A 23,057-nucleotide genomic window follows, 5' to 3' on the forward strand; every position below is an offset into this window, starting at 1 on the left:
AGTTTGTTAGTGGTTACTTCGATAACCTACTGAAGAACTCGGCGATTTCTCTGCTCAATTCGATCTCTCTTTTGATGCGCACTTTAGCCTCAGCAGAAAGCTGCACTTTACTAGGATCGATATGGCGATAACTGGCAACACAGTATGCGATCAATACACGGTACATGGCAGTTGCAAATTCCTGCATTTCCGCATCTTTAAGGGGTTTATTTTCCTCTAAACCGCCATCCAGGTACGTGCTCAACAGTTGCAATATATTAGCAGAGATAGTCTCTAGCGCATAGTGATTCCAAAAAGATTCAATCTCCTTTAGAGGATCATAGTCAACCTTATGGACATCAAAAATCATCAAATCAAAAGCCAATTGTCGCGCTAAATTCCTGTTCATTTTTCAGTAAATCTTCGTAACCGAAAGTACATAGCATCCCCTCTCCGATCGAAATCAGCTTTTTATTGGGAGCCTGATGTTACTCAGTTCACATTAGTAATAATTAATTCATTCTGGGAGCCAGAGCGCGTTTGAATGAGGGGTCACAAGGCATATAATATTGGCGTAACGCGGTCCATGGCAAAGAGAAGCCAAATCTTATTTGGCCAAACCAGCCGAGCTACTCGGGGGCAGTGATAATGTTTTTTGATTGTTGTTTTTTGTTCATAACTCGTTCTATTGGTAACGAGTCTCTATAATATATAGGCAGGAAGATGGCCCGCTCCACACTTTGAGATCTTAGTGACACCCAAGGACAAAGGCTTCACAGCAAGACCATCCCCTGCCATTAATCAAATATAGCAAAAGCAGGGCAATGGTTAAAATCTTGCCGTCTCGCACCTTGGGTGTCAACTTCGATCTACGAGACTCTTAAATATTCTATTTTCTTATTACATACTACATATCATTATACTTATATACTAATACAAATATAGTTTTTAGTTTTTAAATAACAAAATTTGTTTCTTATTTAAGAACAATAAGCCTAATCAAATTTAAGTCATTTGAATACAAACATTACCAAAAAGCTATAAAAATGACTAAATTAACAGGGAAAAGCTCGAAGGGAAGGAAGCCTAGAAAAGACATGTTTCCAGAAATAAGAAAAATATTAGGTCAACACCTAAGAAAATTACGGCAGGAAGATAACTTCTCTTTAGATGATATAGCGTTTATGTCTAACTTGTCCAAATCCGCAGTTTGGAATGTTGAAGAAGGAATAAGTTATGATATTGATCAGTACATGGAATACGCGTCTACCCTTGGCAGAGGATTTCATACCCTTTTTAAAGAGGCAATGATTACTTACTCCGTAGGCCCTAGATTAGCTCTGCCCCCTGACAGACTGGCCCGTATAAACTTGACTGCAAAAATTAAAGATATGACTTCCTCTGAAGAATTGTTCGAAGAGGAAACTACGGTAGAGCAAATTGGAAATCTTTTGATTGATAAAAAAGGTATCGAAAAAAATTCCAAATTGAGCTCATCCATTTCAACTATTTTAGGTAATTGGGTCAAAGATGGGTTGTTAGAAAGCAGAAAAGCAGGTAATATAAATTTTTACAAATTTAGAAAATCAAAATAGAGAATATTTGCAACCAATTCAATTATATGTCATATAGCTTCGATTAGATTATTATGGAGATCGTAATATTACAGATGGAAACATACTTATTTGAAACTGAAGAGGGACAATTTCGAGCGATGCCTTTTTACGAACTTTCTATAGATGAGTGGATAGTTTATGAGAATAAAGTACCGAAATATCTGATTGACTTCAACAGAAGGCAAGCGCCTTTGATTAAACATATTGGATCAAAAATGGACAATGGGGACCATCTCGAACACATCATTGTTAACTTAGGAAGATCTATAGGAAAAGAGTGGACTACGAGACATAATATTTTAGGCACAGATATTCCCGGTAGCGAGCAAGTCGAAGAAATTAAATTACTCATGTTAGATGATTTGTCTGAATTCGAAAAAAAAATCATCTAATAACGTAACTTAGATATGTTACCAATATTTCATTAAAATGGCGTTTCAATCGTTCATCATAATTTTCAAATCGAGAAACCATATACTTGTCAATATTCTTTCAATTATCATTTTTAGCTTTCTTTTTATATCGCATTCAATTGCTCAAGAAAAGCTAAAAGTCAACTATAAACACTTAACCTATCTGCCTAAAAACTATAATACAGCCACGTCTAAATATCCTCTGGTTATCTATCTTCATGGCGGTTCACAAAAAGGTAATGATTTAGAAAAGTTAAAGGGCTATGGTCTTCCCTATTTAGTAGACAAAGGAAAGGATTTTGATTTTGTTATGGTCGCCCCCCAATGTCCTGACGGAAAATATTGGTCCACGGAAAATTGGTTTGATTCGCTATACAATGAAGTAACCACAAACTACCGCATCGACAAAAGTCGCGTCTACGTAACCGGAATAAGTATGGGCGGATACGGAACGTACATCGCAGCATTAGATCACCCTGAAAAAATCGCAGCCATTGTTCCATTATGCGGTGGTGTGAATGATAGTGACACCACTAGAATTTGCACCCTCAAAGACGTTCCCATCCTGACCTATCACGGAACGGCGGATAAAGAAATCTCCATACATGAAACAGAGCGAATAGCCGATTTTCTTAGTAAATGCGAGGGGAATATCATCTTCCACCGCATTGCAGGTGAAGGCCACGGCATCCAATACCTCTATGAAACTGAGCCCTGGATTTATGAGTGGTTGCTGATGCAGAGGAAGCCGACAAATGTTGAATAACTTTAAAGCAAAGGTTAGCATCAATTTTTGTTGAATTATGTATATTAGAATGCACTAGTTCTAAAAAGTACCATTGTTATAACCACTTAAGATGATTACCAAAGAAATACAGAATATCTTCGAATTCATTAGCTTTCTAGATTCAAACAAAAAGGATTATATACAAAAGTATTTACCGATTTGTGAAGAACTCGAAAAGCTAATAAGACAAAGGAATCAATTAAAACCTCACAATAATTATCGTGATAAACAGCAGTATGATCTCCTTCAAGAGGAAATAAGCCCTAAATTCGATATTCTCCTTTCAAATATATATGATCCTGTGATGGACAAATTGACCGAACTAAAAATATGGTCGGGAGACCAAGCAAAATCTAGTATCAGCAATATCATTTCATCCGCAGCAACGAATTTTAAATCTACCTTTGAGTCTGATGATGTTCCGGTAGTAATTGCATACAAGAATAAGTATCTCAATTTCAGAAAAGAAACAAATTCAAATTTCCTTACGCTTGAATTAGTGTTCTCACTGTTAGATAGAGACCTCAAGGAGCTATTTGATTATTTCAAAGACTCTGAAGAAGATGAATTTAACGCTTTAATGGCTGAAGTAATTGAATGTAGCTCTTTAGAAGAAGCGACAAGGTTACACCACGAAAATCCATCGCAAAATAAAAGGTTTTCGATTCCTTCTCTAAATGCAGTTAATAATAATGAGGGGGAAATACTTGAGATCGAGCGCTATGAGAGGTTTACGTATCCAACAGGTAGGAAAACAAAAAGTTCATATGAAGAGGCGATCTATCGTGTCAAATTATTGAAGAGATTCATTGAAAATAACAATGGCAATAGGGTCTTCAGGAGCCCTGAAAATCAAAATGAGTCTGCGTTCCAATTGGTTTTAAAATCAATTTGTTCAGATTCAATCTGGGATATAAATTCAGAAGTTGACAATGGAAGAGGGCCAGTCGATTTTACCGTTTCCAAAGGTGCAAATGACAAAACAGTAATCGAACTTAAACTCGCGAAAAGCTCTAAGCTTAAACAAAATCTCCAATATCAAGTTGATATCTATAAAAAAGCTAATAATACCGATCTATCTGTAATTGCCATTTTATACTTCAATAAAACCGAGCGTGCTCGTGCTTTAAAGATCCTAAAAGAACTAAACTTAGATAAACTTAAAAACATTATACTGATTGATGGCGAAGAAAAACTCTCGGCTTCGAATGTGAAGACCTAGCATTTTCGACCAAAGTTTTAAAGCATCAAAAATTCTTTTTTAATAAATTTCGATATTGTAATATTAAATGTTTTAAATATCTTTATAAAGAGGGTATTATTAGCTAGTCAATTATTTATTTTATAAAATAACATCCAAACAGTTATTAATAACAACAATTAGCAAATTACGAAGACAAAGCTACTTATCAATTTATTGCATAGATAATGCTGGAAATAAAAATTAACACGAAAAATCTAATCGATTCATCTTATTCTGAATCAACAAAATCAGCATTCATTTTTGAAGATGAAGAATTTTTACAGCAAATTGTACAAGAACTCAAAAATGCGCATCCTTCTGTTTTTTTGGTTTCCGGATATAGAGGCGTCGGTAAGACCTCTTTTGTAGCTAGAATAGCCGAAAAGCTTAAAGCAGACCATCTACTAGCTTCTATAAATGTTGCGAAATATGAAGGCTACCCTCATCTTGTAAAACGTTTGACGCGACAGTTATATCTTTCTTTCGAAGAATATCCCCAAAAAAAGACTATAGATGAGTCACTTGCAAAAGACTTCAGTTTATTGTATGATCGAACTTTTAACGATATTGCCAATAGTCTATTTAGTACAACTAAGGAGGAAACTAAAATTGAACAGTCTTTAACTTTAAGTCTAAAAAAGCTTTTTACACCAATTTTAGTAACAATAGCGACTATTATTAACGTCACATTAGATCTCATCCCCTCAAAAGTATTGAGCACTATGCTTGCTTTCGGTGGACTTATTTGGAGCGTGATTACAACATGGAGTATAGCAATTAAGAGGACATCAACCGACACAAAAGCTACCGAATCTTCTAAAAAAAGTCTATATGATAATGAGATTGCCGAGCATCATCTATTAGAAATCTTAAAAAGATTACATAACGAAAATGTGAAAGTTCTAATTGCCTTTGATGAGCTTGACAAACACGATAATATAGCTGATGTTATGCGAATCATCGACGACCTTAAACCTTTGCTACTATCTGGAAAGGCAAATTTTTTTATCATTGCCGGACAACAACTCAACTATCATTATGAGGAAGCAGCAACAAAAGAGAATGAGGTGATTTCGAGTATTTTTTCTAAAACCATCCACATCCCCTTTCTCAGCCATGCTACGTTAAAAAGTTATTGCCTAAATCTCCTAGTGAATGAAAATGACAGAAAAAATGATCTTGTTTTGGATTTTCTAGATTCGTTAATATTACAGTCCAGAAGAATCCCCCGTATATTGGTGAACATAATCAGATCAAAACTCCAATGGCAAAATAACGAAGCATACTTAATTCTTGATGAAGTTAAAAGTATTGAAAATAGCACTAACAAAAAATTACTTAATAGCTTAACCAATATAACAGATCGATCACTTCCAAAAATATCTAAAACTCCTGCACAGCTTGATTTTTTTATTGCGCAAATCTACATTTGGGTACATAAGATGATAGAATATAGATCCGCAAATTTTCTTTTAAGCGAGATTAAGGATATCGATTCCTACAAGGAAAAAGTTCCAAAATACTATATTGCCCAACTCGATGACCTCGGGGAGTATCTAACAGATGAGTTATTCGAAAAAGAATTATTGGAACTCAAGCATAGTGATAATGAGGAAAAAGAAAGCTATTATTATTGGAAAGCACTGAATGAAGACCCGATCGAATACAGAGAGTCTACGGAGGAAACTTTTCCGCAACTCATTGATAGTGGAAACTTCATCACGGAATTTGCAGAGATTGAACAGCTATGCAGACATATATATGGCGAAATTAGCATAAGTGAAAAACAATTAAAGGTACCTTTAATTGAGGTTCTTAGAAGTTTTAAATCCCAGGGAATCATCGATCAAAAGCGTATTGATTTGGCGCAAGGAATAATTGAAACTCGTAACCTAATTGTACACGGAGAAAAAGTAGGTAATGAGGCTATTGAATTGGCTAATCAATCTATTTTTAACCTTAGACGACTCAGAGCTGAAATTTTAGAAGACTATGTATTTTATATTAGCGAAAAAACTCTGTTAAATTACTCTTTGCATAGAGATAATCGAGATAACTTTGATTTTACCGCAGAAACGAGTGATTCCACAATTGTAGTCGACATAAAATATAGAAAAAAAGGTCTACCTAACACTTTAGACATCACAAATGCTTTTCGTAATTTTGAAAATTTCACAAAGGTTACGTCTTATAAAGCTAAATACATCCTTTTTTTCTTTGTGGCAGGCGAAAGTTCGTATAGTAAACTACACGCAACTGTTCGTCGGATTCTGAATAATGATTTCCCCACGTTAAAAGGAATTGCTGAGATTGTATATATTTCCGAAAATTTTGACCAACCGCTTAAAACAATCGTCGCCGAAACGCTTTTACAACATTCAATAATACCGGAAAATCCAGCAGTTTCGAATTTTACTTTTTTTGATCGGAATGCGGTTAAAGAAAACATATACAATGAGTTTTTACAATACGTACAACACTATTTTTTATTTGAAGCACTTTATAGTCATAGTTTAGAGAACGATTCCAGTATTGATCAAAATTTGCTTTACATTAAACAGAATAATGTTCATTCCAATTCCGGAAATATAGCTTTGTTATGGCAGTTATCGTACAAACTTCTCAGAAATATAGATATAGTCCAAAACAAGATAGATCCAAATGAACATTCTAACCTCGAATTGATTCGCTCGTATATCTATTATGTGATGATCGGATTATGGGGTAATGTACCATTTTTAAAGTCATCAGAGGAACCTCTTACCAATTATGCGCCATCCCGAATATCTGCCGAACAGATTAGAGATACAAATATAGATCGACTGAAAAATTTGCTAAATAATACTGAGGAAAATACTGCAAATTTTATTCAAATGGCATCTATGATAGCAAAATACTACTTAGAAAAGAAAGATTATTTTGCAGTAAGCCACTATGCGAGTTTAATCATGAAATTGCCAACCTTCATGTTAGCGACAATCGATGAGGTTTTTGAGACCGATAAAGAGTCAATAATTGGTTATAATCTCAAGAAATACTCCAAAATCAAAAATGATAGTTTTTCCAGATTATGCAAAAAAGGAAAATATGTGCATGTAGTACGAAACACGGAAATCGTTCTGATGGCCGCTGAAGCAAGTTTTTATCTAGGAAATCATACAGATGCAATGATGCATATAAATAGTATTAGAAAAAGAAATAATAAGACGCCGATTAACAATACAAGCGATAATTTTACTACTCTTCTGATCAGTGAATGGCTAGAAAACTTAAGTTGCGAGGGTTCCTATTTCTTCGCATTAAAAAGGAACGGGATTGCAACGGAGAAATTGAATATTGAGAGTTTCAAGCTTCTTTTGCCTATACCCCAGCAGGAACTTTCAGTAAATCCTAATATGACACAAAATATGGGATATTAATCGATTGCCCGAAGCTCTACTTTTGACAGTCTGAACAATGGCCGAGTGGTCAATAATATTTGAATCAATACAACGGTGAAGCTGAAAATTACGGAGATCGTTATATTTGTGATAACAGAACTCCGTAATTGATAATCTGAAAATTTAAATATCATTTTTTATCTGTCTTTGGCCTTACTGAATATTCCTCAGATTTTTCTCTTCGCACCGGTGGCGGCGGTCGTAAACTTGGCTTTGGGTTTTTACTCATATCAATTAACTTTTATATAGAATACTAAAAACATCAATAAAACTCCTAAAATTATTATAATTGAAAATAACATTTTAAAAGTATGGAACGCGTTAGCTCGTCTGTCATTCGACGCGTATTATTCTCATTGCAATTGCAATCTGAATACCATTTAATTGTATCTTTTTTCAAAGAAGAAGTTATAAAAGAATCATGACACAGTTCGCTTTACATTACCCCACAGCATACATTTCGCGGATAAACTTTTACCTTTGTAAAGACCTTGCATGGGTTCCGCTTTGGACGGTTCAAAACAGCGAAGCCCTTAAGTCCATTTGGTTTTAGAGACCTTACGGACCTGACGATGGAATCCTTCAATCGTATTGGTGGTGTATAAGTCTATCCAATTAATATCAATAATTTGGCTTTACTGTAATAAGAAAACTAGAATTAGTATTCGGATTGCTCTCTGATTTGTCATTTCTGAATATAAAAGTAGTAGATGCCCCCTTATACTCTTGGATAAAAGCGCTTCCAGAAATATAAGAACTTATCATTTTCAAACCAAGAGACTTTATTTCTTTCTTAAGTAACGAAATTTTATTTTTTTCATTGATTTGAACCCAGATCCACGCGCTCCCATCATTGGGATCAGTAAACATATAAGATAAGAATCCAACAGCATCACCAGTGTAATTTGATCTTTTGTACGCATAATTTACAGTGGCGACAGCATTTTCAGTTGCTTCACTCGCGTCGGTGAATTCCCATCCTTTTTTTACCATATAATCATCCACTTCATCCAAATTAAGCCTTCGTATTGAAGCTAATTCTGTTAATGTGATATTTTGACCATTCACATATAAAATTGAAATAAAAAAAATTGAAAGCAAGTAATACTTTTTCATAAAACAAAGTTTGACCTAAACAAAACCATGATTTTTTATTAGTTAAAACCTTATGACATATACTTTAAATTAACTCGTATACACCTGCAACCCAACATTACCAACAGTATATAAATAATGAGCTGTAGTACCCAAAATTTGAAGAATGTCAGCCGAAGCATTGTCTTTTTGTAATCCGGGCTGAACAATATTTATATGGAATTTCAGTTCCTTAGTCCATTTCGCTGCGTTTAACAAATACTCTAAATCATCTTCGGTACCTTTAATAAGTCTTGAACATTCGCTACCTAGTTTTTTCTTCACTTTTCGTTTAAACAAATGTTCAAAGAATTCTTTTCCATCACGATATTTCCAATTGAGAGACTTTTGGGCCTGTCCACAAACTTGGTAAAAGTTTTCAATATTATTCCCTACTTGGCCATTCATTGCGTATTTTAGGTGAAACAAGTGTATATCTATATGATCTGAACTATCATTAATACCAATAATATCTGCAATTTCTCCTTTCCCATCATCATCATATATCAATCCATATTGTTCTTTAATCTGTTCAATAAAATTAAACTGAATCGAATTTTTCAAATATGGATGTATTCCTTGAGATTCAACAGAAATATCGACACCAGGCCAGTTTTGACTGATGATCTGATCCATAGGGATATGATCAGCATGTTTTCTCACTTTTACATATTGATTCTGCATTAATTGACTACCATCAGCAAACCAAAAAATAGGTGTAACATCCTTGAAGTATTCTTCTATCTGCATGCTTTTAGCACCAATAACTATCTCTGCGGAAGTATTGTTAACTTTAATTATGTCAAAGAATGGTGTTTCTACTCCGTCAACTTTTTTGCTATACAGCTTTAGATCAAATTCAACCTTATTCAATTCACTTGAAATACCAAACCGTAGATTCTCGCCTGGGTGATCTACAATATCAATATCTAATTCCCAAAGCTGAGATTTCATACCGTTTAAATACACCTCGTACCTATCTTCAGAAAACTTATACATATCTGGATTCCAATCTACTGAAACTGCTTTAACCTTTGGCTTAGAAGATATCATTTCTATTTGAAGGGTATGTTCTAAAACAGTATTTGGATTAATTGACGCATCATTTACAATATCACCAATAGATCGGCACCACTCTGTAAATTGTTGTATATTACCTCTTAGATAAGACCATATTTTTCCTTTAACAGAACACCCCAATGACACTTTATCTCCATCTTTATACCCTACTCCAAAAATATTATTCTTGATTAAAGTACCTTGCTCTAACATATGCAAACCATCTTGTACTCCTTTACCATAGAAAGATTGAAAGTTAATATCCTTACCAATCCCTTTTCTTGCTCCTACATTGAAAAGAGACAATCGATGTACTTCATGAAATATACGGAATACATTCATTCCTGTAATTTTAGACTGATTACCTTCAAAAATCTCGCTTACCAGTCTTTCTGAAGCAAAATTTTTGATAGATGTATTAATAAAAACGCGATTGACTTTTGGACGAATATCCCAAAACACTATAATAATATCCCAAGCCAAGTTTTGGACAGTATCAAATTCACCCCAGTCAACTCTTGTTATTTTCCCTAATGTAATGACAAGAGTATTTTTTTCTGGATTATAATCTGCGTACTGGTGTTCATAAGTACTTAAATTACTTATACCTTCTCTCCAATTATTAGGTTTCCAATCCTTCCCATCATTTTTATAAATCACTGTGCTCAAAGCCGGATTAATACTTTGAAAAGGTATCTTTGAATCTTCAAGATGTCTAAATCCATCTAAAAAATTTTTAAAATCAATCTGTTGTTGCTCAGCTCCCTCGCTTAACATTGGTAATAATAAGTTCCAATCTGCATCTTTTGCATACAATTGTTCAAGCTCTTCCTTAATTGGCGGATATGCCATATTTGTTATAAAACTTGCTTTTCCTAATTGTTTATAACTAATTCTCGTAAATCGACCAATAAATTGTAATGTGATGGGAAGACTTTGCCGCTCATCATGTATCGCTCCTATCTTTAATTCAGGAAGGTCAAAGCCCTCTCCAAGCATATCTACGCAGATAATAATTGAATGCTTTCTAGCTTTAATTGCTTTTATAGTTTCCTTAAGACCGGATTTATTGTTATAGACCACCACTGGATTAAGATCCTGATGTACCGAATAATGTTGAAAAACTTCCTCAGCCCTATTTTGGGACATGCATCGAGCAAGAATAATGTGAGAATAACCGTTTTGTAAATCAGCTCTTAAGATAGATACAGCTTTTTCAGCAATCATTTTATCTGCTTTAAAGCGGTCGTACTCTCGTATTGGAAAGAATTGAATTTCCTTATAATAGTTTTGTTCTTGTGCTTTTCTCAATGAAAAATTGAAAATAAACTTTCCCTTTAAGCGCTTTCCATCATTTCGATAAGGAGTGGCTGTAAATAAAAACACTTTTTGTTTCTCAAAGTGAGAAATAAATTCTTGCCAAGTATTTGCTTCCGAGTGGTGTGCCTCGTCTACATATAATTGGGAGAACATTTCCGACATTATTTTTTTCTGACTATCTGTGGCTCTCGAAGCAATCGCCATAGTAGTAATAACAATATTAGATTTTGAAATAAACTCTATAAGCCCCTCATCTGTATTGATTCCTGATGTCAAAATACCTACATAGGGATATAATGCTTCCTCGCTTACGACGCCAAAGCTTTTTAATAGTCCATACGTAAGAAATTTTTCAAATATCTGCGTGCGTAGTGAGTCAGATGGAACAGTAATCAACAATTTATTACATGACGTTGCTACCATTGAGCAAATCATAGTTTCAGTCTTTCCTGTCCCAGTTGGCATTACTACAATTCCAATATCATCTTGATTGTATCTGTGTGCGAGAATAGAATGCAGCGCTCCTAATTGAGGACTTCGAAGCCCATCTATCCCTCTCTCAACATCTTCTTCAAGAAATTGAAAATTTCCATTCCACGATGTGACAACTTCTTCTGGACTAGTTTTTTTAATTAAGGGATGTTTAAGCCAACTAATCAAGTTTAAATTTTCATTTTCAAAGTCTTTGTTTGTCGGTATTCTTGAAGATAATAAAACATACGAAAAATCATCCGACTCAAACTGTTTATCTGCTGTAATTACATAGAGATTTTCACCGCTTTTTATTGTAAAAGGAGTTTTGCTATCAATTATACAATTATGCAAAACGGATTCATCAGCGCAATACTGAATTATCTTATTGCCGGCCTCATTATATACTATATTTAAGACCTCCGGAAGTTTTGTATTTATCATGATGACTTTATATAAAATTAATGGCTAATTTGTTTAAATCTTCCCCAAGGATTTTTAAACAATAATTACACTTCTCATAAAGCTACTATTCAGCAGCTTATTAAATAAAAATAAAATATATTGACGATTAAATATTACGGTTTACCGAAAAAATGAATTATAAATATAAATAGGTTGTAGGCATACTATATTATCAATTACTTTCTACCAACTGAATAGCTCTTTTTATACTCATTGAAGATGAGAAATGCTTTTTTCTTATAATTTCTCTAAATCTTGTATATCTTACATGGGAGTTTTTATGAGCTAGGTTGCCCCATTCGATTGCGTCGTTGTACGAATCTTTTTCAAATAATTGCTGCTGTAAATTGTGCTTAGCCAACCACTGTTTATATATTTGATTTCTAATTTCAGTCTCCCTTTCTAAGATTTTTCTATTGAACACTCCGTTATTCGGATTTGCCAAATACGCCGCTATAGCATCAATCATTTTAAATTCCCCGATGGCATCTGTAAAGTCATTAAAGCCTTTTTTACCATATTCTAAATCCAAACTGTCGTATACTAAATTTCTAACAGGTTTAACTTGTATGGATTGTTCAGGAACAGCTATTGAAATTTCCTTTGTTTGTTCGGACTCAGTATTTCCACAAGCTGCTATGACCGTAATCAATAATATAGATAAGAGACTTTTCATATGACATCAGCGTATTTTAATAATTTTCCTTGTTAAAAAGGACAGAAGCAAAACAAGGAGATTTATACTATTAATTTTTACGGTTTACCGTAGTACCTTACGTACAAAATAAATGGGATGATTAATTTGACACATTAATCATCCCAATATTTAAATTATCACATATTAAACAGAGCATATTTCATTTACTCGTACTAATATATTCTCTGTTTCATTCAACCGCATATTCCAATTCTTTCTTTCCCTAATCCATTCCCTAATCTTTCTTCTAGTTCTTCTCCTAATCCCTCTACTTGTTCTTCTACTTATCTTTCTTCAATTTCTTTCCCTAATCTATCCCTAAATTTTTCCCTAATCTTCTACTAATTCTTCTACTTATCTTTCTATTATCTCTTCTACTTATCTTTCTCCAAATTTCTTTCCCTAATCTTTCCCTAATCTTTCCCTAAACCATTCCCTAATCTTTCCCTAAACCATTCCCTAATCTTTATCCTAGAATCAACTTAATAATTCCCAAGAGGAGTTTTTACGAGTTCCTTTGTTGATAATTTTATTAAGCTTTCTAAGCTCCAGTATTAGATTTTCAACTTTCTTTTTTTTCTGCTCATCCGTCATCCAATCCGGCAACTTATTCCATAACAACTCATCTATCTCCGCACGTGACATAGTAGTATGCTGAGATAACGCTTTTAAAATGAGATCAAGATAATACTGATTATCAAAAGCCTTATTTTTCGTATAGCCAGCTTTGTCACCCGCTTTTTGAGCAACATGTAACCCAATAAAATAATTGGGTTTTCGACCCTCAATCAGTTTTTTACGCCTTAACTCACTCTCCTCGTGATTACTTAAAGTTTTTTTCTTCTGCACCTTATCCAGTGCCATAATATCTTCCAGGGAGAGATCTTTATGATGTGCCAATAAACGGGCATAATCCAAATTCAACACTTTACCTGAGATAGTGACCTTAACCTTGTCATCCGACAGATCATAGTCAGGCAGAGGAAAGTAGCGTTCTCGTTGAAAGTTAAAGATCTTTTTGATCCCCCCTCCTGCAGTGTCGACCATCTTAAGATTGAACATAGCCGTCGCTAAAAACTTATTCCGATAGAATTCCTCTGGTGCATCTTCAATGACAACCTTCTCTACGCTACCCGGGATAAAAGTTCCATAGTTGGTAAAAACCAACTGATCCTCCATTTCCACAACATTTATGCGGGCTCCTTTTGTGTAATCTTGATGGGCTATACAATTGTTTATAGCCTCGCGAATGGAAAAAGGCTCATACTTAGAAACCTCGGCAGGGAAGATCGTCCCCTCTTGCATATAGCGATATTTAATGTTTCGTATCTTGGCAAATACTTTCTCTACCGAAAGAATGAGTGGAAGGCCAAATATATCGTAATCAATATCGTTATTTTCCGTATCCACTAACTTCCAACGTATCTTGACATCTGCCGGACTTAAGAAATGCTCAGACTCGTCTTTACCCAGCAGGATAATAGCAGTCCGAGTGACTTTCCCCTTGACGGTTACTTTAGCTTTGTTGAGAAAGGTGATATCATCCCATTTGTCCATTTCCTCCGCCTTGTCCGGAAACTTACTCTTATAGTTTCTTCTTGCTAAAGCTATCGCTTCTTCATCGAGATCTTCTATCGTAGCATCTGGAACTACCGCGGCGCTCCAGTCATGCTGAGTCGCCTGTGCTCTGATTCGCTCAATCTTTTCAAGATTAAGAGGAACCAATTCTTCGCCATCGCGAGCATAATAATGCCCATCAAAACTTACAGGAATACCACGTGGCGCAGCTGGTATCTGAAACATGAGCACACGTCCTCCTCCTTTAATAACCTCATGGATCTCGATAAAGGTAATCCGATTGGTGGTTTTGCTAGCTATTTCTCCCTTAAGCTTATCGAGATCAGTACGGTTTGATCGATAATTGGTACCAACAACAGTATGTTTCTTATCCTCAACACCAAAAACTAACCATCCATAGGGTTTGCCACAGAGGTTAGCTTCATTGCTGATTGCAGAGAAGTATTTTCCCAGTTTGGTGAAGTCATAGTTATTTTTGGCTTCCTTAAATTCAACGACCTCATTCTCCGAGGATAAACTTAAGAGTGTTTCAAGTACGTGGATATTCATTAATGTGAATTAATTTACAATTGGCATGTACCGATATCTTTCCATCGATTAATCATACAAATTTAAGGAAATACTTCCAATTGTTATTGATTAATGAAGCAACTTTGCTATAGCACCTGTCTAAATACGCCGATCACCTGGAGATCTACCGTCTCCTCATCTTTCAATATAATGGGACTATAAGAATCGTCTGTAGACTTGGGTAGGAGAATAATTTCCTGATGTTGCCAGCCCTCTTCCGTAATGGTCTTTTTACTGGAATATTCTTTTATGGTATAATTGGCCCCAAAATCGCGATCTTCAAAACTACTGGATTCAACCAAACAGATCAGACCATTTCTGGAACCTCCCTGATAGCGCTCAAATAAACAGATCGAACCATTGGGAATAATCTTGTTCATGGATTCCCCGACCACTTTACAGTCAAAATAACGTTGAGGATCCTGATAGCGTTCTTCAACGTCAATATACTGCAAAGTGTCACTTTGCTGCAATTCGGAAAAATTACCTGCTGCAACCGCTAAATCATAAAAAGGTACACTATGGGCGCAAGGAACAGCACTGATCAACACCCCATCCTCTTGTTCTGCACCTTATTTCTGCTGTTGTTTGATAAACTGCGAAAGGTATGCTCTAAGATTATCATTACAGACGTAGACATAGGTTCCCCGGATCCCTCGAAATAGGATTGTACGGTAGATATTGAGGATATAATTTTTAAGAACTTTAGGATCGCTAATGGAGTTCTTCCCATTTTTATCTTTGTATCTATCTTTATAGATAACGAAGCTCTTGGTCGTAAAGTCATAATCCAACTCTGGGCCGATGATCAACCCGGTATAGTTAAGATCATAACCTTGGGTGGTATGGATACAGCCGACCTCATTGATTGCATTAGGCGAATTGACCCAATCTACATCCGTACTATTCCATTGCAGCTGACTCTCTCCAATAACAATATCGTTGAGCGTGCGGTCATTTTTGGAAATCCATTCCCATGCAAATCCCGCCACCATACGGCACAATCCTTCTTGCTCATTTTTACTCTTGATCGTAGCGACCATTTCATCAAGATCGTCAAAAAGCTTAAAATCATAATGGACACTTTCAAAAAGCTTGGCTGGCATCGCTGCTCCATCTTTAAAGATCCCATGGATAAGATCCATATAGGGTGCCCCGCCCCTGACGCGAAATTGTGAACGCAAGCGCTCAATACGGGTACTACTTTTGAGCTGGAGATCGATAAATCGCTGTGCGTCGACATCCGACGGCTTAATAGACTGAAACTCGTCGTAGAATATAATGGAACGGTCGGCTTGCTGTTCGATCCAATCCAGTTCAGAACAAGTCAGTTCATCAAATCCCAATTGCTGGGATACCTTGCGGAAAGTACCATAATAGGCTGCTAGATTTTTCCATTGCCGCAGCCGGTGCCCTTCGTCCACAATCAGGAGATCGTATTTTCTCTTGGCCACCTCAGCAGGACCAATAACCATCATGGGAGATAAACCTTTGATATTTTTAAATACCTTGGAAATCGTTTTACGAAAGGATTGCATGGGTATGACCAACCCTATTTCGAGCTGTCCATATTTATAGCGAACGGCCTCCACAAGCTGAAACAGCTCCTCGTCGGACTCGTCAAAATCGGCTCTGTTAAAATCTTTTAAATCGGTCTTGAGCAATTTAAATAAAAAGATGGCTAAGATAGACTTTCCGGTACCTGCCCCGCCATGGATCAGACTGACTTTGGCTTGATCATCCAACAGGCAGTTGAGGATCATCTTCAGCCCGTTGGTTTGTTCACGCGAAAGAGTCTTGTAGGGCGAATATTTGAACAGGTCTGAATTATCGATATATTCCAAGGAATGCCGGGCGATGCCAAGCGACCGCAACTCGGACCAGATATCACGAAACAGCTCCCAGTAAATTTCCTTCTGCTGATAAAATTTGTGATCAGATAGGCCTAAGTTGCCATTTAATAGGTTGAACTGGCCATCTGCCGCAATGTAGCGGATCAGGTTGGATTCTAAATCCAATGTGGCAGACTTGTTGAAGAGATCGCTTAATATCAAGGATACAGATTTGAGCTGTTGCTTATTTTCTGTTTTGAGATGAGCTTTCATACGGGTGACCATATCGGTCGTCTCGCCAACGTAGGCCTCTTGTGTATTCTGCAGAAAATAGACGATTGGCCAGGAAAGGTAATCGCGCTGCTGATGAGCTAGGGTAAACTCCAATTGGGAATCGAACGGATAGGGAATGATCTGAAACTGCTTGGGCATTAGAGTTCGTTATATTTTTTTGCGGATCCTTTGGCTTTTTCTACGGGATATTTTTCGTTGTTGAGTTTCATCTTGTCCTCAACGATCTTCTTGATATCAAGTCCATGCTTATCTGCAAGCAATAAGGCATACATCAGCACATCGGCTAACTCATTCTTCAGCTTATCGGGATTGGCATCTTCATTTCCCTTCCACAGGAAAAGCTCCAGAAGCTCCGAAGCTTCAATGCTCAATGCCAACGCAAGATCTTTGGAATTGTGAAACTGCTCCCAATCTCTTGCATCTCTGAATGCTCTGATCTGTGTTATTAACTGCTGAATATCCGACATGATAAAATCTTTTACCTAAAAACTGGCCTTTGCCCAAATATCCGAAATATTGTTTAGGAATGAAAGCAAAAAGCCACATCTCTCGATGTGGCTCTACAACATATATATTTATTTGAAATCGCTCCTATTTATACGAATTGATTGATTTGGATACTTTCCAGTCATTGCCCATACGCTCCAAAGTAACCAGATCTGTTTTAGTAAAGTTTTCAAATTTCAACGTCACTTTAGCGACCATGTAGTCTGCCGATTCCTCGATGATATCGGTGCTTACTGTACAGTTTAGCTTTTCGCCTTTTTGTTTTTTCAATAGTTTAACTACATAACTACGGCTGTTAGACTGCGCATTGGTAGCTTGGATCTTTTGATTAAAATCTTCTGCGAACAATTGCTCTACGCCTGATGATTCTCCCTCTGTCGTTACCGCTACATAGTGATCCAGTGCCAAGTCTGCTGTGGAAAGGTTAACGTTGGTTTTTGTTGCTTTTGCTCCAGGTCCTTCAGCTGCCATAGCGAAAGTTGATACTGCGATTAGAGCTGCTGCTGCGAATGTTTTTACTAGCGTTTTCATAATGTCTTTTTTATAGTGTTAGTTTTGTTGTTCTTATTTGTTGACTCAAAACTACAACACAATAGGCTCCTAGCCTATCGGCTTTAGACTAACGATCGGGAAAACTCGGTGAATGGAGGGAATAGGGAGGCAAATGGACAACTGTTAGGATTGTCTCACCAAATGTGTAAATAAAAAACACGGAGGAGAGCTATAGGGATTACACAAACCTGCTGCACAAGTCTACTGCGTACTATAAAATCTTTTTGTATTTACGAGTTACTGAGCTCGAATTTCTGAGACATGCCAATACTGTTTCCAATTCATCAGGTAGAAGACGGTCAATTATCGTATAATGAACATTTTCCAGTGGATATTGGTCTTCGATCACCTGCTTTTCATAGATATCTATCTCCTGTCCGTAGATAGCCGTGAGAGCAGGAAAGGCGAAGCCATTCTGTCCAATAATTCGGTTACGAACAAAGAGATAGCAGTTGATGCATCCTTCCGGCACTTCTATACAGCCATGATCTTCTGGAATACGATGGGGCAACTTGATTCGACTCGATGGTAATGATGCCAAGACTAATTGACCATTCACATCTTTGAGTACAATAAAGTATTTGTTTTTGCTGGGAGCACCATTCTTAAAATAGAAAGGTGTAAAATAGAGAATATTTCCAGGGGTAAACATAAGCGCACTACTTTAGGGATCTCGAAGCCTGCAGATACTCCAAATGCTGTGCATAAGCATCCCTACCATCCTCATCCAACAACGAGTTAAAGTCAATCTTAAGATCGGTTGTATAAACCCGATTATTCAAAAGATCGTCCAGTACACCCTGCTGTTTGGCTGTTATAGTCCAAGGTGAGTGGGCACTGTGTGTAAGTTCAACCAGTTCTTTTGCCGATAAATGTCCAAACTGTTTCACCACATCATCCAATATTGATAATTCGATATCCGAGAATTCATCATCATCAAAATGAGTTACAGGTGATATATATACTCTTCCCTCCTCTTCGAGATGTGCAGAAACATAATCCTTAAAGATATATTGTTCGGTTGAACTAAAATCAAAAAAAAGATCCTTTACCACTGGGCCGAGTTTCCAAATTTCAAAATCAAGATTTAGAAATGGACGTGAACATTTACGAATGGTCGTCTCTTCAAGCAGGTAGACTAGTTTAAGTAACTTAGTCTTAGATAAATCGCTGATGCGCTCTGCAAAATACACCAATGTATTACCGATTTTGGCAATATCATCTTTTGTATATATATGCGGCTGGCTCATTGTGCTGTTGTAAGTTAATGTTTGCAAGTACAAAATACGTAATTTTTTATGATAAAACAATGAAGGAATAAAGCCCCTCCTCGTCGAAGGGGCAGTCAGTTCGTTTTCATGAAAATTGAGATTACAGATTAATCTATGAAGTATGACACGAGGGATTACAATACTTGCATCCATTGGTCTGGCGGAAATAAATCTTAGTCACTGCAACAACAGATACACAATTAGAATATTCTCCCAAATATGTTGTACTCGCAGCCAATTTTAGCCAGACACAGCCCTCCTGATGAACTTCATGATACCCATTGGCCTGCGCACGATTGTTTACGTAATATTTAGCCATGCTTACCTTTCCTTTCTGACGCCTTTAAATGGTGTTCCGTCTTTCTTACCATCCATAAATTTTCCGGTATCCGCATCTCGCTTTATCCATTGTTCAGTCTTTGGATTATACACCTGACTGCGATCTCGCACTGCTCCAATGCGATGACCATCTCCCTTTGGCGGATTTGTTGCCATAATAAATTGAAATTAACGACAGTCACTATTAACTATCTGTCTCAAAATTATGGTAGCCTTGTGCACTCTATCTGCACAGTATTTTTTATCTTTATAAAAACTATTATTAACCATTATGGCTACGAACAAACATGCTTCTATACGCTACAGAATATTGGACAGTTGTCTTTCAAACCCACAAAGACGTTACAGTTTTGAAGATCTGAAAGTATGTTTGGATAAAGAGCTTATGGAGATAAACCCCGAACATAAAGGCATCAGTACCCGAACGCTGAGAGATGACTTAAAGCATATGCGAAGCCCAGAAGGTGGCAATGCTCCCATTGAAACCTATAAACAGAATGGTCATTCTTACTACAGATATTCAGAGAAAGACTTTAAGCTCTATAATCAAGGTTTGAATACCGCAGAAATGCAGCAGCTAAAGAGTGCAATGGATGTATTATCCAGGATGGAGGGCTTACCGCAAATGGGATGGGTACAGGAGATGGGTGCGAAGCTAGAAGAGCTGTTTTTCTTAGAACGTTCAGAACAGCTGATCATGAGCCATGACCACAACCGTTATCTCAAGGGTATAGAACACCTCGGTAAGCTATTTCATGCAATACTTTCAAAAACATGCCTCAAGATAAGCTACAAATCATTTAAAGCAACAAAAGAGAGTTATTACGAGATCTCTCCATATCATCTCAGAGAATATAACAATCGTTGGTTTCTGTTTGGTCGTAACAAAGAATATGCGTCACTGACGAACCTGCCTTTAGATAGGATAATCTCCATTGAAGACTGTGACCAGCAATATATCGAAAATGACTCCTGGGATTTCAAAGAATTTTTTGAGGATATCATCGGTGTCACAATCTCGTCCTCGCGCACAGAGACAGTTCAAATATGGTTTAACGAGAATGCTGCCCCATACGTTATTTCTAAGCCGTTGCACGGTTCACAAAAAACAATATCGCACGATGAAACCGGCTTAATAATACAATTGGAAATAATCCCAAACTTTGAACTGGAAACCTTAGTTCTGTCATTCGGAGAACGAGCAAAGGTTATATCTCCCGAGAGTTTTAGGGAAGTAATTATAAAACGGGTAAAGGGGATGCGTGAGTTGTATTACTAGTGACCTCTCTAAAAAACTGGAGCATTTAAAATTAGAAAATTCAGACTCGAATTACTAGTTTTAGATTCTACATCACGAGTCCCATTTTAACTAGAATTGAACCGCGGGAGTGGATGTTCGGAAATTCCGAACAACTGGAAACTTCTTTTAACTCGCCCCAGCCAAACACATATTAACACACTCATTAACAAAAACTTTATACTTTTAAACAACTTACCTAATTGTGGCTATATCAGACATGCCGTTTCACCCGCTAATCTTATTCACCATACAATAACAATGAATTTGCACTATAANNTTATAGTGCAAATTCATTGTTACTAAATTCAACGCTAACATTAAACATAGTGTTACTATCTTATGGGATGATGCAAAAGATGGAAAACTATACTACAGTGGTGCCATAAAAAAGATATGAGACAATATTTTTCACAGAGTTTACCATCCTAAAAAACATCCATATCCATCGAGATCGATTTCATCCAACAATAATTGCAGATTAGTACACTCGGGTTTGGGTTCATAAGCCTCCCATTTTCCCGATCCTCGCATCCAATAGAGTTTCCAAATTTTAGATGCTTTTACAAAGCGAAGCTTTGCAAACGGTAATTCTAAAATATTCGTTGGGTCATTCCATTGTGGTATAATTTCAAAAAATAAAGCCGTTTGCCCATCCCACAAATAAACAAAATCCAATTGTTTGCGCACCTGTATATCTTTGGGTCTTCTAGAATCTACGAAGCTTTTTAAATGAATTTCAATCAGTTGAAATAGGTTCTCTTTAATCCATCATCATTACAAATTTAAAATTATCGGCTTATTCGTCATCTCATACCAATCATCTAACACATTTTTGTGAATTAAAATCTTTATTTGCGCCTATTTTTAGTTTTCTTTTGTAAACAAACGCCTGACACTCCAATACAATTTTATCGATTAAATCATTGCTAGACGAAGGATTGATAAGATCAAAAACCTCCTTATCACTAAAGTCAAAATTGGCATACCGGTTATCTAACATCAATGTGTAATCTTCTTTAGATTTGCTTTCTTTGACCATTCCGATGCTGAAACCGACCCTGTCATTACTTACATAATACAGAACATCATTTTTTCGAAATGATAAGCTAATTCTAGTTTTAATATTTCTATGTGTGAGGGCAGTAATCTGTTTATTTTCTATTTCAAACACTTCAACACCAAATGTACTTCCGATACGTTCTCTTAAGTTTGAAAAAAAATCGTGGACGGTATGCCACTTGACGTGGATAAATTGCGCTAACACCAATTCAGCATGATTGACACCTTCAATTTCCTTATTTACCCAAAAATTATATCCTTCATCCAGATTAGCGGCAGTAATTGTTTTTAAATCCTTGGCCAATTGAATATCATTCAAAAACTCTAAAGAAGCCTGTTTATATTGTACAATAGCCCTTTTTAGGTCGCTATCATCTACTAACTCGCTAATACATCGTGTTAACCATTGCTGTATATGTTTCAGATGTTCTTTTCTTATAAGAAGATCTTTGACACAAGGTAGAAAATCATCATAAGAAGAGGGAGGTCTGCCATCAATAGTCAAGTATAAAATATAAACAACTTTTAAACCCTTCGCTGTCGCCTTATTATAATACCTTGGGAGTTGAAACCTGTTGGGATCAGCATCCCCCATTTTCTCAGAATCCAATTCTAATTTATTGCTATCCCCAGCAAATATTTTATTTTCAATAATGATAGCATCGTCATGCTTATTTTGGATCAAAATATCAATATTATCCAATTCACTTTTTCCAACCTCGTCCGGTACTACAGTAACTCCATCCAAACGGAAATTCGGCATTTCCAATTCCTCCAAAAAGAGTTCTAAAAATTTTGTACCTCGCCCATGAGTTCCCTGAGGATTTAGCAAAAAAGCGATAAAGCGTGAATGAAGATGTTTTTCCTCCGTCATTTTGAACATCGTCCTAAATATGTTGAACTGATTGTAATTGTTCAAACCATGCTTAGCGATTGTTTCGTTTATTTGGTTAATGAAGTCTTTTTTTGTTTCCATAAATGATAATATATAGGATGGGGCTTATAATTAGCATTATCTAATCGAAATGCAAATCACTCCCAAATGCTTAATTTTAAATTTCTGCTCTGGAGTTTTACGAAGATTTGATATCAATTTCAATTCTAAACGAGTTCTGGCAGTACTATCAATCA

The 23,057-nt window shown here is 36.2% G+C and carries 21 protein-coding genes; 6 read left to right on the forward strand and 15 right to left on the reverse strand.

The window, feature by feature from the left end; genetic code table 11:
* Window positions 1-13: 13 nt before the first annotated feature.
* Window positions 14-388, reverse strand: a complete 375-nt coding sequence (locus tag B2W36_RS05805) for a hypothetical protein (protein ID WP_293886820.1) — start codon at window positions 386-388, stop codon at window positions 14-16.
* A gap of 637 nt (window positions 389-1,025) precedes the next feature.
* Between B2W36_RS05805 and B2W36_RS05810 the strand changes: the two genes are divergently transcribed.
* From B2W36_RS05810 to B2W36_RS05830, 5 genes are all read left to right on the forward strand, one after another.
* The gene (locus B2W36_RS05810) at window positions 1,026-1,574 is read left to right on the forward strand and encodes a helix-turn-helix domain-containing protein (protein WP_293886821.1); all 549 of its coding nucleotides are present in this window, start codon (window positions 1,026-1,028) and stop codon (window positions 1,572-1,574) included.
* A 74-nt stretch (window positions 1,575-1,648) separates the two neighbouring features.
* The gene (locus B2W36_RS05815) at window positions 1,649-1,987 is read left to right on the forward strand and encodes a hypothetical protein (protein WP_293886822.1); all 339 of its coding nucleotides are present in this window, start codon (window positions 1,649-1,651) and stop codon (window positions 1,985-1,987) included.
* A gap of 37 nt (window positions 1,988-2,024) precedes the next feature.
* On the forward strand, window positions 2,025-2,774 hold the full coding sequence (locus B2W36_RS05820) for an alpha/beta hydrolase-fold protein (protein ID WP_293886823.1): 750 nt from the start codon (window positions 2,025-2,027) through the stop codon (window positions 2,772-2,774).
* A 91-nt stretch (window positions 2,775-2,865) separates the two neighbouring features.
* On the forward strand, window positions 2,866-4,017 hold the full coding sequence (locus B2W36_RS05825) for a hypothetical protein (RefSeq protein WP_293886824.1): 1,152 nt from the start codon (window positions 2,866-2,868) through the stop codon (window positions 4,015-4,017).
* A gap of 206 nt (window positions 4,018-4,223) precedes the next feature.
* The gene (locus B2W36_RS05830; protein ID WP_293886826.1) at window positions 4,224-7,457 is read left to right on the forward strand and encodes a RagB/SusD family nutrient uptake outer membrane protein; all 3,234 of its coding nucleotides are present in this window, start codon (window positions 4,224-4,226) and stop codon (window positions 7,455-7,457) included.
* Window positions 7,458-8,099: 642 nt separating this feature from the next.
* Here the strand turns inward: B2W36_RS05830 and B2W36_RS05835 are convergent.
* The 12 genes from B2W36_RS05835 to B2W36_RS05890 all read right to left on the reverse strand — a co-directional run bounded on the left by B2W36_RS05835 (window position 8,100) and on the right by B2W36_RS05890 (window position 19,723).
* On the reverse strand, window positions 8,100-8,594 hold the full coding sequence (locus tag B2W36_RS05835; RefSeq protein WP_209576306.1) for a hypothetical protein: 495 nt from the start codon (window positions 8,592-8,594) through the stop codon (window positions 8,100-8,102).
* Between the two features lie 69 nt (window positions 8,595-8,663).
* Window positions 8,664-11,906, reverse strand: a complete 3,243-nt coding sequence (locus B2W36_RS05840) for a DEAD/DEAH box helicase (RefSeq protein ID WP_293886828.1) — start codon at window positions 11,904-11,906, stop codon at window positions 8,664-8,666.
* 193 nt (window positions 11,907-12,099) lie between these two features.
* Window positions 12,100-12,603 carry a hypothetical protein gene (locus B2W36_RS05845; protein WP_293886830.1) on the reverse strand — a complete coding sequence of 168 codons (504 nt, stop codon included), beginning with the start codon at window positions 12,601-12,603 and terminating at the stop codon, window positions 12,100-12,102.
* A 498-nt stretch (window positions 12,604-13,101) separates the two neighbouring features.
* A complete protein-coding gene (locus tag B2W36_RS05850; protein ID WP_293886832.1) occupies window positions 13,102-14,751 on the reverse strand; it encodes an RNA-binding domain-containing protein in 1,650 nt (549 codons plus the stop codon).
* Window positions 14,752-14,858: 107 nt separating this feature from the next.
* Complete coding sequence (locus tag B2W36_RS05855) at window positions 14,859-15,320, reverse strand: S24 family peptidase (protein ID WP_293886834.1); 462 nt, start codon at window positions 15,318-15,320, stop codon at window positions 14,859-14,861.
* A 24-nt stretch (window positions 15,321-15,344) separates the two neighbouring features.
* Window positions 15,345-17,036 (reverse strand): DUF2075 domain-containing protein, encoded by a 1,692-nt coding sequence (locus B2W36_RS05860; RefSeq protein WP_293886836.1) that lies wholly within the window; start codon window positions 17,034-17,036, stop codon window positions 15,345-15,347.
* On the reverse strand, window positions 17,036-17,365 hold the full coding sequence (locus tag B2W36_RS05865) for a nucleotide pyrophosphohydrolase (RefSeq protein WP_293886838.1): 330 nt from the start codon (window positions 17,363-17,365) through the stop codon (window positions 17,036-17,038). The genes B2W36_RS05860 and B2W36_RS05865 overlap by 1 nt, the downstream gene beginning before the upstream one ends.
* Before the next feature lie 124 nt (window positions 17,366-17,489).
* Window positions 17,490-17,936: a nuclear transport factor 2 family protein gene (locus B2W36_RS05870; RefSeq protein ID WP_293886839.1), complete on the reverse strand. Its 447-nt coding sequence runs from the start codon at window positions 17,934-17,936 to the stop codon at window positions 17,490-17,492.
* A 232-nt stretch (window positions 17,937-18,168) separates the two neighbouring features.
* The gene (locus B2W36_RS05875) at window positions 18,169-18,609 is read right to left on the reverse strand and encodes a hypothetical protein (protein ID WP_293886840.1); all 441 of its coding nucleotides are present in this window, start codon (window positions 18,607-18,609) and stop codon (window positions 18,169-18,171) included.
* 7 nt (window positions 18,610-18,616) lie between these two features.
* Window positions 18,617-19,207, reverse strand: coding sequence for a Panacea domain-containing protein (locus B2W36_RS05880; RefSeq protein ID WP_293886841.1), 591 nt, complete (start codon window positions 19,205-19,207; stop codon window positions 18,617-18,619).
* Window positions 19,208-19,340: 133 nt separating this feature from the next.
* Window positions 19,341-19,547, reverse strand: coding sequence for a hypothetical protein (locus B2W36_RS05885; protein WP_293886842.1), 207 nt, complete (start codon window positions 19,545-19,547; stop codon window positions 19,341-19,343).
* A gap of 2 nt (window positions 19,548-19,549) precedes the next feature.
* On the reverse strand, window positions 19,550-19,723 hold the full coding sequence (locus B2W36_RS05890; RefSeq protein WP_293886843.1) for a hypothetical protein: 174 nt from the start codon (window positions 19,721-19,723) through the stop codon (window positions 19,550-19,552).
* A 115-nt stretch (window positions 19,724-19,838) separates the two neighbouring features.
* On the opposite strand from B2W36_RS05890, the gene B2W36_RS05895 reads away from it, so the two are divergent.
* Window positions 19,839-20,846 carry a helix-turn-helix transcriptional regulator gene (locus B2W36_RS05895; protein ID WP_293886844.1) on the forward strand — a complete coding sequence of 336 codons (1,008 nt, stop codon included), beginning with the start codon at window positions 19,839-19,841 and terminating at the stop codon, window positions 20,844-20,846.
* A gap of 438 nt (window positions 20,847-21,284) precedes the next feature.
* Here B2W36_RS05895 and B2W36_RS05900 read toward each other — a convergent pair whose 3' ends face one another.
* Together B2W36_RS05900 and B2W36_RS05905 are read right to left on the reverse strand one after the other, a co-directional pair.
* Window positions 21,285-21,554, reverse strand: coding sequence for a DUF3024 domain-containing protein (locus tag B2W36_RS05900; RefSeq protein ID WP_293886845.1), 270 nt, complete (start codon window positions 21,552-21,554; stop codon window positions 21,285-21,287).
* Between the two features lie 130 nt (window positions 21,555-21,684).
* Window positions 21,685-22,902, reverse strand: a complete 1,218-nt coding sequence (locus tag B2W36_RS05905) for a PD-(D/E)XK nuclease family protein (RefSeq protein ID WP_293886847.1) — start codon at window positions 22,900-22,902, stop codon at window positions 21,685-21,687.
* Window positions 22,903-23,057: the final 155 nt, after the last annotated feature.

It is taken from the genome of Sphingobacterium sp. UBA3549 (assembly GCF_002376635.1).
Taxonomy (GTDB): Bacteria; Bacteroidota; Bacteroidia; order Sphingobacteriales; family Sphingobacteriaceae; genus Sphingobacterium.

Bases quoted from the DNA above. Each gene is read 5' to 3' on its own strand.
- B2W36_RS05870 (WP_293886839.1), bottom strand. From the start codon at position 17,936: ATGAAAACGCTAGTAAAAACATTCGCAGCAGCAGCTCTAATCGCAGTA.
- B2W36_RS05860 (WP_293886836.1), bottom strand. From the start codon at position 17,036: ATGCCCAAGCAGTTTCAGATCATTCCCTATCCGTTCGATTCCCAATTG.
- B2W36_RS05825 (WP_293886824.1), top strand. From the start codon at position 2,866: ATGATTACCAAAGAAATACAGAATATCTTCGAATTCATTAGCTTTCTA.
- B2W36_RS05845 (WP_293886830.1), bottom strand. From the start codon at position 12,603: ATGAAAAGTCTCTTATCTATATTATTGATTACGGTCATAGCAGCTTGT.
- B2W36_RS05830 (WP_293886826.1), top strand. From the start codon at position 4,224: ATGCTGGAAATAAAAATTAACACGAAAAATCTAATCGATTCATCTTAT.
- B2W36_RS05840 (WP_293886828.1), bottom strand. From the start codon at position 11,906: ATGATAAATACAAAACTTCCGGAGGTCTTAAATATAGTATATAATGAG.
- B2W36_RS05805 (WP_293886820.1), bottom strand. From the start codon at position 388: ATGAACAGGAATTTAGCGCGACAATTGGCTTTTGATTTGATGATTTTT.
- B2W36_RS05815 (WP_293886822.1), top strand. From the start codon at position 1,649: ATGGAAACATACTTATTTGAAACTGAAGAGGGACAATTTCGAGCGATG.
- B2W36_RS05895 (WP_293886844.1), top strand. From the start codon at position 19,839: ATGGCTACGAACAAACATGCTTCTATACGCTACAGAATATTGGACAGT.
- B2W36_RS05880 (WP_293886841.1), bottom strand. From the start codon at position 19,207: ATGAGCCAGCCGCATATATATACAAAAGATGATATTGCCAAAATCGGT.
- B2W36_RS05905 (WP_293886847.1), bottom strand. From the start codon at position 22,902: ATGGAAACAAAAAAAGACTTCATTAACCAAATAAACGAAACAATCGCT.
- B2W36_RS05885 (WP_293886842.1), bottom strand. From the start codon at position 19,547: ATGGCTAAATATTACGTAAACAATCGTGCGCAGGCCAATGGGTATCAT.
- B2W36_RS05850 (WP_293886832.1), bottom strand. From the start codon at position 14,751: ATGAATATCCACGTACTTGAAACACTCTTAAGTTTATCCTCGGAGAAT.
- B2W36_RS05875 (WP_293886840.1), bottom strand. From the start codon at position 18,609: ATGTTTACCCCTGGAAATATTCTCTATTTTACACCTTTCTATTTTAAG.
- B2W36_RS05835 (WP_209576306.1), bottom strand. From the start codon at position 8,594: ATGAAAAAGTATTACTTGCTTTCAATTTTTTTTATTTCAATTTTATAT.
- B2W36_RS05865 (WP_293886838.1), bottom strand. From the start codon at position 17,365: ATGTCGGATATTCAGCAGTTAATAACACAGATCAGAGCATTCAGAGAT.
- B2W36_RS05890 (WP_293886843.1), bottom strand. From the start codon at position 19,723: ATGGCAACAAATCCGCCAAAGGGAGATGGTCATCGCATTGGAGCAGTG.
- B2W36_RS05810 (WP_293886821.1), top strand. From the start codon at position 1,026: ATGACTAAATTAACAGGGAAAAGCTCGAAGGGAAGGAAGCCTAGAAAA.
- B2W36_RS05820 (WP_293886823.1), top strand. From the start codon at position 2,025: ATGGCGTTTCAATCGTTCATCATAATTTTCAAATCGAGAAACCATATA.